The 15521-nt window shown below is 69.6% G+C and carries 15 protein-coding genes; 9 read left to right on the forward strand and 6 right to left on the reverse strand.

The window, feature by feature from the left end; genetic code table 11:
• Positions 1-30 precede the first annotated feature (30 nt).
• Genes ABIA32_RS31850 through hppD form a run of 5 tightly spaced genes read left to right on the forward strand, consistent with a single transcriptional unit; the run spans position 31 to position 4934 of the window.
• On the forward strand, positions 31-1293 hold the full coding sequence (locus tag ABIA32_RS31850) for an MFS transporter (protein ID WP_370103052.1): 1263 nt from the start codon (positions 31-33) through the stop codon (positions 1291-1293).
• Between the two features lie 4 nt (positions 1294-1297).
• Complete coding sequence (dpgD, locus tag ABIA32_RS31855) at positions 1298-2107, forward strand: enoyl-CoA-hydratase DpgD (protein ID WP_370103054.1); 810 nt, start codon at positions 1298-1300, stop codon at positions 2105-2107.
• A gap of 45 nt (positions 2108-2152) precedes the next feature.
• Positions 2153-3391, forward strand: coding sequence for a PLP-dependent aminotransferase family protein (locus ABIA32_RS31860; protein ID WP_370103056.1), 1239 nt, complete (start codon positions 2153-2155; stop codon positions 3389-3391).
• Positions 3388-3789: a nuclear transport factor 2 family protein gene (locus tag ABIA32_RS31865; protein ID WP_370103058.1), complete on the forward strand. Its 402-nt coding sequence runs from the start codon at positions 3388-3390 to the stop codon at positions 3787-3789. The genes ABIA32_RS31860 and ABIA32_RS31865 overlap by 4 nt, the downstream gene beginning before the upstream one ends.
• Before the next feature lie 50 nt (positions 3790-3839).
• On the forward strand, positions 3840-4934 hold the full coding sequence (gene hppD, locus ABIA32_RS31870; protein WP_370103060.1) for a 4-hydroxyphenylpyruvate dioxygenase: 1095 nt from the start codon (positions 3840-3842) through the stop codon (positions 4932-4934).
• Positions 4935-4959: 25 nt separating this feature from the next.
• On the opposite strand, the gene ABIA32_RS31875 is transcribed toward hppD, so the two are convergent.
• Genes ABIA32_RS31875 through ABIA32_RS31885 form a run of 3 tightly spaced genes read right to left on the reverse strand, consistent with a single transcriptional unit; the run spans position 4960 to position 8191 of the window.
• Positions 4960-5514: a helix-turn-helix domain-containing protein gene (locus tag ABIA32_RS31875; protein ID WP_370103062.1), complete on the reverse strand. Its 555-nt coding sequence runs from the start codon at positions 5512-5514 to the stop codon at positions 4960-4962.
• 11 nt (positions 5515-5525) lie between these two features.
• On the reverse strand, positions 5526-7769 hold the full coding sequence (locus ABIA32_RS31880) for a helix-turn-helix domain-containing protein (RefSeq protein ID WP_370103064.1): 2244 nt from the start codon (positions 7767-7769) through the stop codon (positions 5526-5528).
• Positions 7770-7795: 26 nt separating this feature from the next.
• Positions 7796-8191 (reverse strand): hypothetical protein, encoded by a 396-nt coding sequence (locus tag ABIA32_RS31885; RefSeq protein WP_370103066.1) that lies wholly within the window; start codon positions 8189-8191, stop codon positions 7796-7798.
• Between the two features lie 1156 nt (positions 8192-9347).
• On the opposite strand from ABIA32_RS31885, the gene ltrA reads away from it, so the two are divergent.
• Entirely contained in the window at positions 9348-10778 is a 1431-nt protein-coding gene (gene ltrA / locus ABIA32_RS31890) for a group II intron reverse transcriptase/maturase (protein ID WP_370103068.1), read from the forward strand.
• Between the two features lie 205 nt (positions 10779-10983).
• Here the strand turns inward: ltrA and ABIA32_RS31895 are convergent, their stop codons facing one another.
• Both ABIA32_RS31895 and ABIA32_RS31900 read right to left on the reverse strand, forming a co-directional pair.
• Entirely contained in the window at positions 10984-11715 is a 732-nt protein-coding gene (locus ABIA32_RS31895) for a transposase (protein ID WP_370103070.1), read from the reverse strand.
• 293 nt (positions 11716-12008) lie between these two features.
• Positions 12009-12392 carry a transposase gene (locus ABIA32_RS31900; protein WP_370103072.1) on the reverse strand — a complete coding sequence of 128 codons (384 nt, stop codon included), beginning with the start codon at positions 12390-12392 and terminating at the stop codon, positions 12009-12011.
• 75 nt (positions 12393-12467) lie between these two features.
• Here ABIA32_RS31900 and ABIA32_RS31905 point away from each other — a divergent pair, with 75 nt between their 5' ends.
• Positions 12468-12752 (forward strand): hypothetical protein, encoded by a 285-nt coding sequence (locus tag ABIA32_RS31905; RefSeq protein WP_370103074.1) that lies wholly within the window; start codon positions 12468-12470, stop codon positions 12750-12752.
• 17 nt (positions 12753-12769) lie between these two features.
• On the opposite strand, the gene ABIA32_RS31910 is transcribed toward ABIA32_RS31905, so the two are convergent.
• Complete coding sequence (locus tag ABIA32_RS31910) at positions 12770-13282, reverse strand: DUF402 domain-containing protein (RefSeq protein ID WP_370103076.1); 513 nt, start codon at positions 13280-13282, stop codon at positions 12770-12772.
• Between the two features lie 224 nt (positions 13283-13506).
• Between ABIA32_RS31910 and ABIA32_RS31915 the strand changes: the two genes are divergently transcribed.
• Both ABIA32_RS31915 and ABIA32_RS31920 read left to right on the forward strand, forming a co-directional pair.
• Positions 13507-14445 carry an NAD-dependent epimerase/dehydratase family protein gene (locus ABIA32_RS31915; RefSeq protein WP_370103080.1) on the forward strand — a complete coding sequence of 313 codons (939 nt, stop codon included), beginning with the start codon at positions 13507-13509 and terminating at the stop codon, positions 14443-14445.
• Positions 14442-15377: an RNA polymerase sigma-70 factor gene (locus tag ABIA32_RS31920; protein WP_370103078.1), complete on the forward strand. Its 936-nt coding sequence runs from the start codon at positions 14442-14444 to the stop codon at positions 15375-15377. Before ABIA32_RS31915 ends, ABIA32_RS31920 begins: the two co-directional genes overlap by 4 nt.
• The last annotated feature ends 144 nt before the right edge of the window (positions 15378-15521 follow it).

Raw genomic sequence — 15521 nt, forward strand, 5'->3', positions numbered from 1 at the left:
ACTCGACCCCCTGCGTGAAAGAGACCCGTCATGATGACCGCATCGGCCCCGAGCGCCGCCGTAGCACAGCAGCCCCCTCCCCCGCTGCGCCGCAACTGGCGCTTCCAACTTCTGTGGATAGGCGCGACCAGCACCACCCTCGGGGTGGAGGCCGTGGACGTGGCCTACCCCCTGCTCGTGCTGACCCTCACCGGCTCACCGGCGCTCGCCGGACTCTTCGGCTTCGTGCAGGCGGCGGTGAGCGTCCTGCTCGGCCTACCGATAGGACGCCTGGTCGACCGCTGGAACCACCGATCGATGCTGATCGGCGCCGAAGCCGTCCGCGCGCTGGCGACCGGGTCGGTCGCCCTGGCCATCGTGCTCGGCCATCTGACCATGGGTCACCTGATGGCCGTCGCCGTCGTCCTGGGCGCCGGCACCGCCTTCGGCGGCCCGGTGCGGATGCTCCTGGTCCGCGCCGTGGTCCCGCCGTCCCAGCTGACCCAAGCGCTCACCCAGGACGAGGTCCGCGAGGGCGCGGCCGGACTGGTCGGCCCGGCAGTGGGCGGTTCGCTCTACGGCGTCGCCCGACTGCTGCCGTTCGTGGCCTGCGCGACGACCTTCACGCTCTCGCTCATCTGCACGCTCTTCGTGCGTATCCCGCCCCGTCAGCCGGAGGCCGGGCACGGCGCGGTCGCCCCGGCCGACGGCGAGTCCGAGGGGATGTTCGCGGGCGTGCTCGCACTGTGGCGCAACCCCATGCTGCGCGGAGCCATCGCGCTCATCGGCACCTTCTACCTGGTGATCACGGCCGTCACGCTGACCGTCGTGGTCACCCTGCGCTCCCAGCACGTCGCCGCAGGTCTGATCGGTGTGGCCCTGACCGGATCCGCGGTCGGCATGCTGCTCGGTTCACTGCTGGTCGGCAGACTCCACGGCCGGATGACGCCGGGTCGCCTGCTGCTGACGGTCTCCGGCGTAGTGGCCGGCGCCGTGGCCCTGCTGACGGTCCCGCTCGGGCCGTGGTGGGTATTCGGGTGCCTGCTCCTGGCCACCCTCACTGTGCCCGCCCTGAGGGTGCTGATCGACATCATGATCCTGCGTCAGGTCTCCGAGGACCGGCGCGGCCGGACCATCGTCGCGGTCATGACTGTGCTGAGCGTCGGCCCGCCGCTCGGGACCATGGCCGCCGGTCTGCTGCTGCAGTTCACCAGCCCGCTGTGGACCATCGCCGCTCTGGCGGCGGTGCAGGCCGCCGTCACCCTCTACGGACTGGGGAACAGCAGCGTCGCCCAGGCCCGCTGGCCGGAGTGAGGCCATGGACCCGGATGTTGACGCACCGCCGGTGCGCTATGAGAAGAAGGGCCGCACGGCCTGGATCACCCTCGACCGGCCCGGCGTGCTCAATGCGATGAACCTGCGGATGCACGAGCAGCTCGCCGAGATCTGGGACGACTTCGAGCAGGACGACGACCTGTGGGTGGGCGTCCTGACCGGCGCGGGCGACCGCTCCTTCTCGGTGGGCCAGGACCTGCGCGAGCTGGCCGGGAGGCTGCGCGACGGCGCGAGGTCGACCACCTTCGGCAGCCGCGGCCTGCCGGGCTGGCCCCGGCTGACCGAACGGTTCTCCCTCAGCAAACCGCTCATCGCCCGGGTCAACGGCTACGCGTTGGGCGGCGGTTTCGAGCTCGCCCTGGCCTGCGACATCGTCGTGGCGGCCGAGCACGCGACCTTCGCCCTGCCCGAGGCCAAGCGGGGGCTGATCGCCGGCGCCGGCGGGGTCTTCCGGCTCAGCCAGCAGGCGCCAATGAAAGTGGCGCTGGGCCACCTGCTCACCGGCCGGCCGATGAGCGCGCAGCGCGGGTACGAACTGGGCCTGGTCAACGAGGTCGTGCCGCTCGAACAGCTGGACGCATGCGTCGACGGCTGGGTCGAGGACGTCCTGGCCTGCGCGCCACTGGCCGTCCGAGCCGCGAAGGAAGCGGCGCTGCATGCGGTCACGACACCGGTCCAGGAGGCCTTCGCTACCCGCTACGTGTGGGAGGAACGGCGGATGAACAGTCAGGACGCGGTGGAGGGGCCGCTCGCGTTCGCGCAGAAACGTGTCCCCCAATGGCAAGGACGCTAGGACCTCAGCACGACCCACGCGAACGCGAGAAACAGGAGGCTCGGCATGGCACAGCTCGTTGATCTGCAGGCCAGCGCGACGGACCAGTGGGCGCCGCTCCTGGCCGCCCGTACCCGGCTCGGCCGTTCCGACGCCATCCGCGACATCCTCGCGGCGGCCGCGACCCCCGGGGTCCTCTCGCTGGCCGGCGGGATCCCCGCCCCGGAGAGCTTCCCCGTCGCGCCGCTCGGGCGGGCGCTCGACACGGTCATGTCCGGCTACCCCACCCAGGCGCTGCAGTACGCGCCGACGGAGGGAGTCGAGCGCATGCGAGCGGTCCTGGCCACGATGGCCACCGCGACGGGCGCCGCAGTCGGGACCTCCCAGGTGCTGGTGACCAGCGGCAGCCAGCAGGGCCTGGACCTCACGGCCCAGGCCCTGCTGGAGGAGGGGGACCTGGTCGCGCTGGACGACCCCAGCTACCTCGGCGCCGTCCAGGTCTTCCGACGAGCCGGCGCCCGACTGCTGGCCGTCCCCGGCGACAGCGACGGGATGCGCACCGACGTGCTGGAGCAGCGCCTCGCGGCCGGCGCCCGTTGCAAGCTCGTCTACGTCGTGCCGCACTTCCACAACCCGACCGGCGCGGTGCTCAGCGCAGAGCGCCGGGCACACCTGGCCCGCCTCGCCGACCGCTACGGCTTCCTGATCATCGAGGACGATCCCTACGCGGACCTGGCGTTCGACGGCAGCCGGCTGCCCTCCACCGACGTGCACACCGACCGGGTCATCCGGTTGATGAGCCTGTCCAAGACGCTCTGCCCGGGTCTGCGGGTCGCCGGTCTGGTGGCCCCGGAGCAACTGGTGAGGGACCTGGCCGGCCTCAAGCAGGGCAGCGACCTGCAGACCAACACCCTCAGCCAGTACGTCCTGGCCGAGTTGCTGCAGGACCCCGGATTCCTGCCCGGCCACGTGTCCCGGCTGCAGGCCCTGTACCGGGGCAAGGCCACCTGGCTCACCCGGCTGCTGCGTGAACGACTGCCCTGGCTCAGTTTCCAGGAGCCGCGCGGCGGCCTGTTCCTGTGGTGCACGCTGGCCGACCCTCGGCTCACCGCAGACCGTCTCTACCCCCGCGCCCTGGCCGAAGGCGTCGCCTTCGTCCCCGGCACCCCGTTCTGCATCGACCAGGACGGCAGCGCGCTCATGCGCATCTCCTACGCGGCCCTCGACCACACCCAGCAGGAGGTGGCCGTCGACCGACTCGCCCGTGCCTTCGCCGCCGAGACAGAGAAAGCGAGAACACCATGACCATTCTCGTCCCCACCTCCACATCCGGTGCCGCTGCCCTGCGCCACCGCACCGCTGACATCCTCGTCCGCGACCTCTTCCGGGCCGTCGACGGCCGCGCCTGGGAGGACCTGGCTCAGATCTTCGCCAAGGACGCCGTCTACGAGCGCCCGGGTTACCCGCCGCTGCTGGGACTGGACCGGATCCTCTACTTCTATGAGCACGAGCGGATCATCGCCGCCGGGCGTCATCACGTGGACCACATCACCGGTGGGCTCGGCGCCGCCGCGTGCTGGGGCCGTTTCCAGGGCACCAGCCGTACCGGTGAGCCGCTGGACGAGCCTTTCGCCGACACCTACGTCGTCCGCGAGGGCCTGATCACCCACCGCCGCACGTATTTCTGGCGCCCGGCCATCTGACCTCGCCCGCACGGACCCGACCACCAATGAGAGCGGATTCCGGCACCCCTGTGAACACGATCGCGCACACCTCCCTGCACCACGTCGAGTTCGCCGTCGCGGACGCCGAAGCGGCGGCCCTCGACTTGGTCCACCGGTACGGCTTCCGGATAGCGGGCCGCACCCCCGCCCACACACCGGACCGGCTCTCGGTGGCCCTCCTGCAGAACGGCATCACCCTCGTCCTCACCCAGGCGCTGACGCCCCACCACCCGGCCCACGCCTCCCAACGCGCGCACGGTGACGCCGTCATGGTGATCGCCGTGCGCTGCCACGACGCCCGTACGGTCTTCGACAACGCGGTGGCCGGCGGTGCGAAGCCGCTCGAATGGCCAACGCAGGACCCCCGCACAGGGTGCGTCACCGCCCAGATCCAAGCCTTCGGCGACGTCCGACACGCCCTCCTCTCCTGGCCGGCGGGCAGCACCACGCAGGACCATCTCCCGCCCGGCATCCATCCCCTGTCCCATCACGACCGGCCGGCCACCACAGCTTCCGGCGCGGGGCTGCGGGCCATCGACCACTTCGCCGTCTGCCTGCCCGCAGGCAGTATGACGAGCACGGTGGACTTCTACGTGCGCGCCCTCGGCTTCCGCCGGATCTTCGAAGAGCAGATCGTCGTCGGAGGACAGGCCATGCTCTCCCAGGTCGTGCAGAACCCGGGCGGCGACGTCACACTCACCCTGATCGAACCCGACCCCAGCCACGCGCCCGGCCAGATCGACACCTACCTGCGCGACCACGGCGGCGCTGGCGTCCAGCACATCGCGTTCTCCTGCGAGAACGTCGTCAACACGACAAGGACGCTACGCGCCGCCGGCGTCACATTCCTCAGCAGCCCCGACTCCTACTACGCCCAGCTGCCACAGCGGTTGACACTCGGCACATACGACACAGAACAACTACGGGAACTCGGCCTGCTCGCCGACAGCGACCACGCCGGCCAACTGTTCCAGGTCTTCACCCGCTCGACCCACCCACGGCGGACGTTCTTCCTGGAACTGATCGAACGCCAAGGTGCCACCACCTTCGGCAGCGGCAACATCAAGGCCCTCTACCAAGCCGTCGAACAAGACCACGCGCTCCTCGCCACCGCCGGCGTATGAACACGCGGGACAGCAAAGCCACCGGCTACAGATCGGCGTCAAGGTAGTCGATGTCGGTCAGCCGGACCTGCAGCTGCTGGGCGCGGCGGCCGTCGTCCTTGAAGTAGAGCTCCTGCAGGCCTTCGGCGATGATCGCGGTGAGCTGGTCCTCGCCTGCTCCGGTCTGGTGGGCGTCGAAGAGCCGGGCGGCGTAGGCAGGGGGCAGGTGCTGGGTGATGCGGCGTACCCGTGCTTCGTCGGTGGTGCCGATGGGGGCGGTGTAGCCGAACGCGGCTCGGGTCTCGATGGTGATGCCGGTGGTGGAGGCGGCACGTCGGGCGGCGCGTTTGCGCACCAGGGGCTGGAAGCGGGCGCGGACCTCGCGCTCGAGGCGTTCGGCGATGTCCTTGGGGGGGTTGAGGCGTTCGCCTTTGAGGTAGCGCTCCACCGACCGTTGGGAGACACCGAGGAGCTCGGCCACGGCCTTGGTCTTCTTGAGCTTGCCCATGAGGAACTCCACCCGCTTCTTGGTGGAGACGGGCGGCTTCTGGGTGAACTGGGCCTCGAGTGCGCGCTGGAGCGCGTCGTTGATGGTCCCCACGCGTGCTGCTCCTACTCTCCGCCGTCGAGGACGTCGCCGGTGCCCTTGATGTGGCGGGCAGGGTTCATGCCCTGGTCCATGAGTTCGGCGGCCCACAGGAGGGTTTGAGTGCCTTCGTGTTTGACCATGCCCGGGGAGACGCCGAGCCGGAAGCCGCCCGGCAGCGGCTTGCCCTCGCCTGTGTAGGGCAGGGCGTCCAGCGCGGAGGGCCCGGAGGCGGCGTAGGCGGCGCAGTCCGCGTTGACGGCGAGGGGGTAGCGGTCGGCTTTGAGGGCCATCGCCATGATCTTGCGGTGCAGGTTGGTGTTGTTCTTCGCGATCAGCTGGGCCCGGATGCCAGGGCGCCAGATGGGGCGCTGCAGGGCGGCCCAGGGCTGGCCGGGGGTGTAGCCCCGGCCCTGGGGGCGTTCGCGGAGTTTCCCAACGCCGCCCTTGACAGTCGCTTTGATCGCGGCAAGGACGGCGACAGTGGCCGGGTCGCCCTGCTTGTGGTCCTCCATGGCGGCCAGGAACTGGGCCGGGGTGAGGTCGGCGGTGACGCCGAGGTCGGCCATGGTGGCCAGGTAAGCGTCGCGCAGCCGGGTGTACCAGGGGTCCAGGTAGGGGCCTGCTGCGAAGCGGGGCACCGTGCCCAGGAAGCGGAGTACGCGGTTGCGGCGTTGCTCGTCCGGGTCGAGCACGGCGGCCAGTCCGAGGCGTTCGAGCTGATCCGGGTCCTGCCGCTTCCAGGGGGCGGGCGGCATCGTGAGCCCGTAGGAGGATTCCAGGGCGCGCAGCTGGGCTTCGTCCGGGTACAGCCAGGCCTCGGCCGGGCGCAGGACCAGTGGCTGGCCGAGCAGGGTGGCGAGTTCGACCGCGTAGGCAACGGTCGGGGTGGCATACCAGGCGGGCCCCTTGGGGGTCTGGCCGGTCGAGCTGAACGGGCTCGGCAGACGCGGGTCCAGGACCAGGGCGGACAGGTCGACCAGCCAGCTGCCGCACAGCTTCGGATCGAACACAGGCCGCGGCACATGCACGGGCTCGCCCAGGCCGACGCGCAGGCGGGACGCGGCAGCCAGGAAGGCGGTGTTGACGTCGACGCCGACCGCGAACGGCAATGCGCACTCGGCATCGGTCAGCAGTTCCGGGTCGCGCACCCACACCAGTGCTTCCTCGTCCAAGGCTCCGGACGGGCCCTCCTCGCGGCCGATGGCGAGCGGGTGGTCGGACGGGGGCTCCGGCGGCGCCGGATCGACCGCGACGGGGAGTGATCCGGGCAGCGCGGCCGACCGCCAGCTGCCGTCGTCGCCGCGGAGGGCGTGGGTGGGCGGGCGCAGCGCGGTCATCAGCTCGGTGCCGCAGACAGCGGCGCCGCCGACCGGGGTGATCACGCGCTGCGCGTAGCAGCCGAGCATCTGGGCGAGCTGCGGCGCCGGCAGGATGGCGGCTTCCTCGCCCCAGGCGCGGACATCCAGGGCGTCCCAGGGCAGGATGGCGAGCTGGACACAGTGCCGCTGCCCGCCTGCGGCGGGGCGGTAGATGCGCGGCCACGGCCCGAAACCCCGCCGGGTCAGCTGCCAGTCCGCTTTGGCCAGCTGCTTCAGGACCGGGTGGTCGTCGGGCAGGCGCAGGCCGGCCCGGTCCGCGAGGCGGTCGGGCAGCTTGAACCGCTCGACCGCGCTCGCGGTCAGCACGACCAGCGGGTCGCCGTCCTTGCCCGACGGGTGGAGCCGGAGCGAGCCGATCCGCGCCTCGGTCAGCGTCCACTCCACCAGCGCAGGAAGGGTCTTCGCGGGGCAGTCAAGGACCAGGCCGTCGACGCCGTAGGCGCTGCCGTCACCGTCCAGTACCAGCAGCGGGCCGTGGACGAAGCGGGAGTCAGCGGCACCGGCGGGAGCGGGGGTGATACGCGGCTGCGGGCGGGAGACAGGCGCAGGCGGGTTCCCGGCCTCGGTGCCACCCGGGCTCTGCCCGGAGGACGGCTGCGCGGGCGGGGCTGCTGTCGCGGTCGGGGCGGGGAAGCGCTGCGCGAGGCCCTCGAGGAGTCGCCGGTAGGCCTCCCAGCGCTCGCCCTTCGGCTCGGCCCGGCCCGCCTCCCATGCCTGGATGCTGGGGACCCGTACGCCAAGGGCCTGCGCGACCGCGGCCTCGGTGAGCCCGGCGGCCTCACGCAGCCGCGCCCGCTCCGCCGGTGGCGGCAGCACGGTGCCGGTGTTCACGGCCGCGAGCAGCGCGTCGACGGAGTCGAGCAGAGGGCTGTTGTCGCTCTGGGTCATCGGAGTCTTCTTGTCGCCGCTGTCCACTACCTGACGCCCTGCCGGATCTCTTCCAGACGTGTCATCAGCCGCTGGTAGCGCTGAGTGGCCGCTTGGGAGGACCCCAGGCCCTGGTACGGAGCGATCTGCTTCCACTCCATCCCCCGTCGGCGCGCCTCGATGACCACCTGGGTCTCGAGTCGGTCCACCTGGTTGCGCATGTGCTCGAACAGGGAGAGAGCGGCCCCGAGTTCGTCCGCGCTGACAGCCGAAGCCTGACCGCCGTCCGACGCTGCGGCGGCCAGCAGGACCGCGCGGAGCAACGCCACGTCCTGCTCCAGCTCGCGGGCCGGACCCCAAGGCGCTTGCGGGTCCTCCAGGCCGGGGCGCTGCGCGACCGCTTCAAGCCGGGAGCGCAGCCGCTCGCGCACGTCGTCTGCCATGGCCTCAACCTAACAGATCTGGACAATCAAACAACGGTTCATTGTCCGGCGTCTTCGGGAGGCTGATCAGCGCGTCGATCCCCAGATGTTCGAGCAGCAAGGCTTTGAGGCACGGTAGGCAAGTGAGGCATCGCCGGTTCGACGCAGCGCGGTGCTCCCCGTCCCTTCGGTGAGGGGCGGGGAGCACCGTGGCGGAGGGTCTGTGGATCTTTTCGTGTGTTTGGGCTGGTACGGGGGTGGTCAGCGTCCGAAGACGCGGTCGCCGTAGAAGTAGGCTGTTGATGGCTTGCTTCCAGTCGCGGGTGCTGCCGGTGATGTTCTGCCTTCCGGGCTGGCGGTCGCGGATGACGAGGTAGAGGACCTTCAACGCGGTTTGCTCGGACTCCGCTGGCGAATTTGCTTACTGCCTGAAGTGATCTCGTCGGGGCTGCCATGGTGGGGATGGTCTGGCCGTGGGGGCATGCGAGGTGTTCGTCATGTCGTCGAGGGCCTCACCGACATCCAGGCCGCCGACGCGGTCCGTGGGCGGCTGGACTGGAAGTACTTGCTGGTGCGCCACGAGGCGCCATTACTCCGGGCAAGGGTGAGAGGCCCTTGCCGCTGGTCTGTCGCAGCAGGCCGGTGAAGCTGGGGGCAGCCTGATCGCGGAGACGCGCGGGAGGGCGGTAAGCAGCCCCGACAACGACGGGACGCATCGGCACTGCCAGACGGTGCGGGTCCGGCAAGCGAGACGAGAAGCCGTACGAGAGGAACCAGCGTCTGAAGCCCCGTAACACTTCCACCGGCTCGAATCTGGCAGATCTGGGCCGGGTGCAGTGCTCGTTCCCCGATAAGTAGGCGGGGACGTCTCCGAAGCCGGATAAGCGTGCCGGTGGGGAGGCCATGTTGAAGGTCTGCGGCGTAGGCATGGCGATGCTGCCGGGGTACAGCTGGGCGGCTCACTCGACAACCGGGTGGTGGTGAACGTGGGAAGCGGTCTGGTGTCGCCCTTCCCGTCCAACGGCCAGTTGGGCGGAGGGCAGGTCCGTCGTCGGCTGACGGCACCGGGTCGTGGCGGAGTCCTCGTAGTAGTCCGAGCGCGCGAAAGGCGCGTACATGGCGAAGGAGGACAGCAAGTCGGCAGCGGAAGGACTGGAAGACCGGGAGGTTGTCGCCGGTGAACACCGACGAGCTGGAGTACGCCCTGATCGGGGCGGAACGCCAGGTACTGGAGATCCAGACGAAGCTGCACCGTTGGGCCCGCGAGGATCCTCATCGCAGGTTCGATGACCTGTTCAACCTCGTTGCCGACCCCGCGTTCCTGCTGGTCGCGTGGGCTCGGGTGCGGGGCAACAAGGGAGCCCGCACGGCCGGAGTGGACGGCGAGACCGCCTACTACGTGGAGACCGTGCGGGGCGTCGAGGTGTTCCTCGACGGGCTGCGGACCTCGATCAAGGACCGCAGCTTCTGCCCGCTCCCGGTCCGGGAGCGGATGATCCCCAAGGCGGGCGGCAAGCTGCGCCGTCTGGGGATCGCGACCGTGACCGACCGGGTGGTGCAGGCGTCCCTGAAGCTGGTGCTGGAGCCGATCTTCGAGGCGGATTTCCTCCCGTGCTCCTACGGGTTCCGGCCGAACCATCGGGCTCACGACGCGGTGGCCGAGGTCCGCCACCTCACCTCCCACTCCTACGAGTGGATCGTGGAGGGCGACATCAAGGCCTGCTTCGACGAGATCTCGCACACGGCCCTGTTGGACCGGGTGCGCGCTCGCGTCGGCGACAAACGCGTCCTGGCCCTGGTGAAGGCGTTCTTGAAGTCCGGGATCCTCGGTGAGGACCGCGTACTTCGGGAGAACAACACCGGCACCCCGCAAGGATCAATTCTCTCCCCGTTGCTCAGCAACGTGGCCCTCTCGGTCCTGGACGAGCACATCGCCCAGGGACCGGGAGGACCAGCGACCACCTTCAACGACCGGCGAAAGCGCCGCCGTCGCGGACTGCCGAACTACCGGCTGATCCGCTACGCCGACGACTGGTGCCTGGTCGTGTCGGGCACCCGTGCCCACGCGGAGGCGCTCAAGGAAGAGGCCGCCCAGGTCCTCGCCACGATGGGCCTGCGCCTGTCGCCGGAGAAGACCCTGATCACCCACATCGACGAGGGCCTCGACTTCCTTGGCTGGCGCATCCAGCGCCACCGCAAACGAGGCACCAACGAGTACTACGTCTACACCTACCCGTCCCGCAAGGCCCTGGCTGCCGTGATGGACAAGGTCAGGACGCAGTGCCGCAGGACAGGCACCGACCTGCCGTTCGACACCCTGCTCATCCAGCTCAACCGGATACTGCGGGGCTGGTGCGCCTACTTCCGACCGGGAGTGTCCAGCGCCACCTTCTCCTACCTGAGCTCCTACGTCTGGGGCCGGGTGGTCTGGTGGCTGCGACGCAAACACCCTCGGATGAACTGGAAGGACCTGCGCCGCCGCTTCTGTGGCGGCGGTTGGTGGCCGGCCAGCGAGGAACGGGAACTGTTCAGCCCGGCGAAGGTAGGCACCACGCGCTACCGCTACCGGGGATCAGTCATCCCCTCCCCATGGCCGACCTCGGGATGAGGACAACCAGTAGGCCACGACCGGGACTTGTGGAGCGCCCGTTGCGTTGAGAGGCGCACGGCGGGTGCGGGAAGCGGTCCGGAGAAACGGGCCGGTCGAAAGGCCGGAACCGCGCTCCGGGCCGACTTCACGGGCTGGAGCTGCGCGACCAGGGTTTTGACGCGTCCGTGCCGGAAGCTGTCAAGTCAAATGAGACGTTTGGGTGCTATACGGACTGTTGTACGGGTTCAGTCTCCGTCTTCGGTTCGTTGATCCAGACCTGATCGGGTATCCGGGGTGGTCGAGGGCGGCGGGCGAAGCGCTCGGGGTGGCGGGCGTGTGCTTCGGCGAGTGTGGCGGCGCGCTGTTCGCGGACCAGGTCAGCGGTGCCGAAGTGGACCGAGGCCGGGGTGTGCAGGCCAATCCCGGAATGGCGGTGCTCGTGGTTGTAGTACGAGATGAAGCCCGCGCACCAGTCCCTGGCCTCAGCAAGGGAGTTGAAGGAGTTCGGGTACTCGCCGCAGTACTTGATGGTCTTGAAATTCGCCTCGCTGTAGGGGTTGTCGTTGCTGACCTTGGGGCGGGAGTGGCTTCTGGTGACGCCGAGGTCGATCAGCAACTGGGAGACCTTCTTGCTGGTCATCGAGGTGCCGCGGTCAGCGTGCACGGTCTCGGGGACGATGCCGTTGCGCTCGATGGTCTCGCGGATCAACTCCTCAGCGCGGTCGGCCGATTCGGCGCGCTCGACGGTGAAGCCGCAGATGTAGCGGCTGTAGATGTCGATGATCACGTACAGGTGGTACCAGGTGCCCTTGTCCGGGCCGCGCAGTTTGGTGATGTCCCAGGTCAGGACCTGGCACGGGGCGGTTGCGAGGAGCTGTGGCACGGCCTTGGCCGGGTGGGCGGCCTGGCGGCGGCGCTCACCTGCTTGCCCGACAGTTGCCAGGATCCGGTACATCGTGCGCTCGGAGCACCAGTAGCGGCCCTCGTCCAGCTCGCGGGCCCAGATCTACGCGGGCGGCAGGTCGACATACTCGGGCCGGTTCATCAGTGCCAAGACCTGGTTACGCTCGGCCGCGCTCAGGGCCGAGGCCGGCGCGGACCGCGGGGTTCGTGGCTTGGGTGCGGGCGGGTTCAGCCGGCGGTAGTGGGTGGCGCGGGAGCGGCCGGTCAGCCGGCATGCGGCCGTGGTGGTCAACTCCCGCTCCAGGGCGGGGAAGAGGTCGTCGAGGACCTGGTCGACAGCGTGCTTCAGTCCGCGCTCTCGGAGAGCAGTTCCAAGAGCGCGTTGGCTTTTCCCATGAGCTCCAGCGCGGCGTCCTTGCGTGCCGCCTCCGCCTCCAGGCGGGCAACCTTCTTGCGGAGCCGCTCCAGCTCGGCCTGCTCAGCAGCCTTCTTCGGACGCGCGGGCGAGGTGCGCTTGTCGACCAGGGTGGCCATCGCACCGGCATCCCGGGCAGCCCGCCACTCGATGATGTGCGAGTGGTACAGCCGCTCGCGCCGCAGGATCGCGCCCTTCTCCCCGTTCGGGGCAGCGTCGTACTCGGCGACGATCCGCAGCTTGTACTCCGCCGGGAACGTCCGCCGCTTCGGGCGGGGCGCCGGGTCCTGCTCGGGGTCGTTGGTGCTGGCCATGCCGGGTCTACTCCTGTCTCGCCCATCCAGACTAACCCGACATACCAGGCGTCTCAGTCGAGACTGTCAGAGAGGGTGCTGCCGGAGTTCCGTGCCCGTCTTGCCAGGTCCGACGCGGCAGAACGGCTGGTGTTCGAAGCCGCTCTGGACCGGCTGACCGCGACCGGCTGGATCAGTCCCGGCGGGCGCCAGCGCACCGACTCCACTCACGTCCTGGCGGCGGTCCGCACGCTTCAACGGCTGGAGCTGGCTGGGGAAGCGGTCCGCGCCGCGCTGGAGGCGGTGGCGGCCACAGTCCCGGGCTGGCTGCTGGATTGGGCACCGACCGACTGGACAATCAACAAACGTCTAGTTGTCTGATGGCGGGTCGGCCCGCGTCACACAACAAGCTCAAGCCACGTCCGGTAGCGGCTGCCGAAGGGCTCCGTACCGTTGCGTATCGCCGCCAACAACCACTCAGCGGTGGTCTCGGCGCGCGCGACGTAGTCCGGCGGATAGGCGTGACGCTTCTGATGGAAGGCGAACTCATCCTGATCGTCCACGAAGACGGATCCGTCTCCCCGTATCCGGCAGACATCCAGATCCAGATCGACCGTGGTCACTTCCCCCGTGTGCGGCCACTCGGCCGGAGTGGTGACGTCGCAGTACACGTCGAGGCGGGCCGGGGCTGCCAGAAACAGCGCCGTCCACCAGGCACCGGCGGGGATGAGCATGACCCACTGTTCTTCAGTGACCAGGACCTCGCCCTCTGCGACCCTGCTGCAGACCGTCCCGATCGGCGCACCCAACCAGACCCCGAACTCGTCCTCGCCAAGCCAGATCATGGAATAGTGCCGGTGCAGACTCCCGTCGAACTTACGGACCACGACCCGGACCTCGGCGTCACCCATAGCGCGAGGCTAACGGCAACCGGGTCCGATCCCGTGAGCGTTCCCGGTCAACACCAGCAGGACTCCGCAGGTCCTGCCTTGATCTTGTTGTGGGCGGACGTCCACGCTGCCTCGGCCCGGGAGCCGCCGGAGAAATGAGGGACCAGCATGAGCCTTCCTCCATGTCACAAAACCACCCCGGTCTCTCGTCTCGGATGGAAACCGGCTTTCGACGCGGGAAGGTGATGGTCGTGCGGGTGTTCGTGGCAGGCGGGACCGGTGTTCTGGGGCAGCGACTGGTGCCACAGCTCGTGGCCAGGGGCCATCGGGTGACCGCGACGACGACGAACGCGGCCAAGCTCGGCCTGCTGGAACGCATGGACGCCGAGGGAGTCGTGATGGACGGGCTGGACCCGATGTCGGTCGGGGAGGCGGTGGCCAAGGCCCAACCCGACGCGATCGTCCACCAGATGACCGCGATCTCCGTCGCGCATGCCGGCAAGCCTGACATGAAACACATGGACCGATGGTTCGCCACCACCAACCGGCTACGCACCGAAGGGACGGACCACCTGCTGGCCGCCGCTGAAGCGACCGGCGTGACCAACTTCGTCGCGCAGAGCTACGCCGGATGGAACGGAGTCCGCGACGGCGGACGGATCAAGGCCGAGGAACAACCCCTCGACCCGATGACAGGGACCGCAGCGCGCCCGAGCATGGCGGCGATCCGCCACGTCGAGGACTCGGTCAACACGGCTGGCGGCGCCGTCCTGCGATACGGCTGGTTCTACGGGCCGGGCGCCACCGACGACCTGGTCGCACCCGTGCGCAGACGCCGATTCCCCGTCGTCGGCGGCGGCACCGGCTACTGTTCATGGGTGCACCTGGACGATGCGGCCAGCGCCACCATCCTGGCTCTCGAGCAGAAGGCGCAGGGAGTGTTCAACGTCGTGGACGACGAGCCGGCCCCGGCAAGTGAGTGGCTGCCCCACTTGGCAGCGTGCGCGGGAGCGAAGCCGCCGATGCGGGCCCCCGCGTGGCTGGCCCGGCTGCTTGTCGGGCAGGTGGCTGTCACGATGATGGTCGAGGGCCGCGGTTTCTCCAACGCCAAAGCGAAGCAGGAGCTGGGCTGGCAGCTGCGCTACCCCTCATGGCGGCAAGGCTTCAAGGAGGAACTGGCATGACGCAGAAGCCGACCCGGACCGAAGAGTTCCAGGAACTGCGCCCGCTGCTGTTCTCCATCGCCTACCGGCTCCTGGGCAGCGTGAGCGAGGCCGAGGACGCAGTCCAGGACACCTGGCTGCGCTGGGAGTCCACAGCGACAAGGCCGGCGTCGACCAAGGCGTTCCTGTCCGCAGTGGTCACCCGGATCTCCATCGACGTGCTGCGCTCCGCCCGCGTCCGGCGGGAAGCCTACGTCGGGCCGTGGTTCCCGGAGCCGCTGCTGACCGACCCCTACCAGGACCCGGAACGCTCAGCGGAGTTGGCCGACTCGGTGTCGATGGCGGCGCTGCTGTTGCTCGAGCGGCTCTCCCCGCTGGAGCGCGCGGTCTTCGTGCTACGGGAAGTGTTCGCCTTCGGCTTCCCCGAAATCGCGTCGGCCGTGAACCGCTCGGAGGCGGCATGCCGTCAACTCGCCGTGCGGGCGCGCCGCCACATGGACGCCGGCCGGCCCCGATTCGAGGCCGACCGCGCCGAACGCCAGGAACTCGCCGACCGGTTCTTCCACGCCTTCCGTGAAGGGGACGTCGACGCCCTGCGGGCACTCCTCGCCGCCGACGTCCACATGGTCGGCGACGGCGGCGGCAAGGCCCCACAGCTCGCCAGGGCCGTCACCGGCGCCGACAACGTCGCCCGGGTGCTCGCCGCGATCATCCCCCCGTTCGTCCGGATCGGCGGCGTCATGGAGCCCCACCAGGTCAACGGCCAGCCCGGCGCGGTCCTCCGCGACCGCGACGGCAAGATCATCAGCACCCTAGTCCTCGAAATGCTCGACGGACAGATCCAGACGATCCGCTCGGTAGTCAACCCCGACAAACTCGGCCACGTCGGCCCCGTCGCCGACGCCTGGGCCGTCCACCGCGAAACGCAGCAAGCCCGCCGCAACCCCGAATAGCCTGTCGAGTCGCCCACGTCCCCGAGGAGCGGGCCTCACACCCCGAGAGGGCTACGCGCCGGAGGCGTCCAGCATTTCGTCGCGGGGGACCACCTTCACACGTTCGCGCCCCTCCGGGGCGCCCAGCGCGCGCTCGTGGGCGTC

Origin of the sequence: Streptacidiphilus sp. MAP12-20 (assembly GCF_041262525.1) — a bacterium.
In the GTDB taxonomy this organism is placed as follows: domain Bacteria; phylum Actinomycetota; class Actinomycetes; order Streptomycetales; family Streptomycetaceae; genus Streptacidiphilus.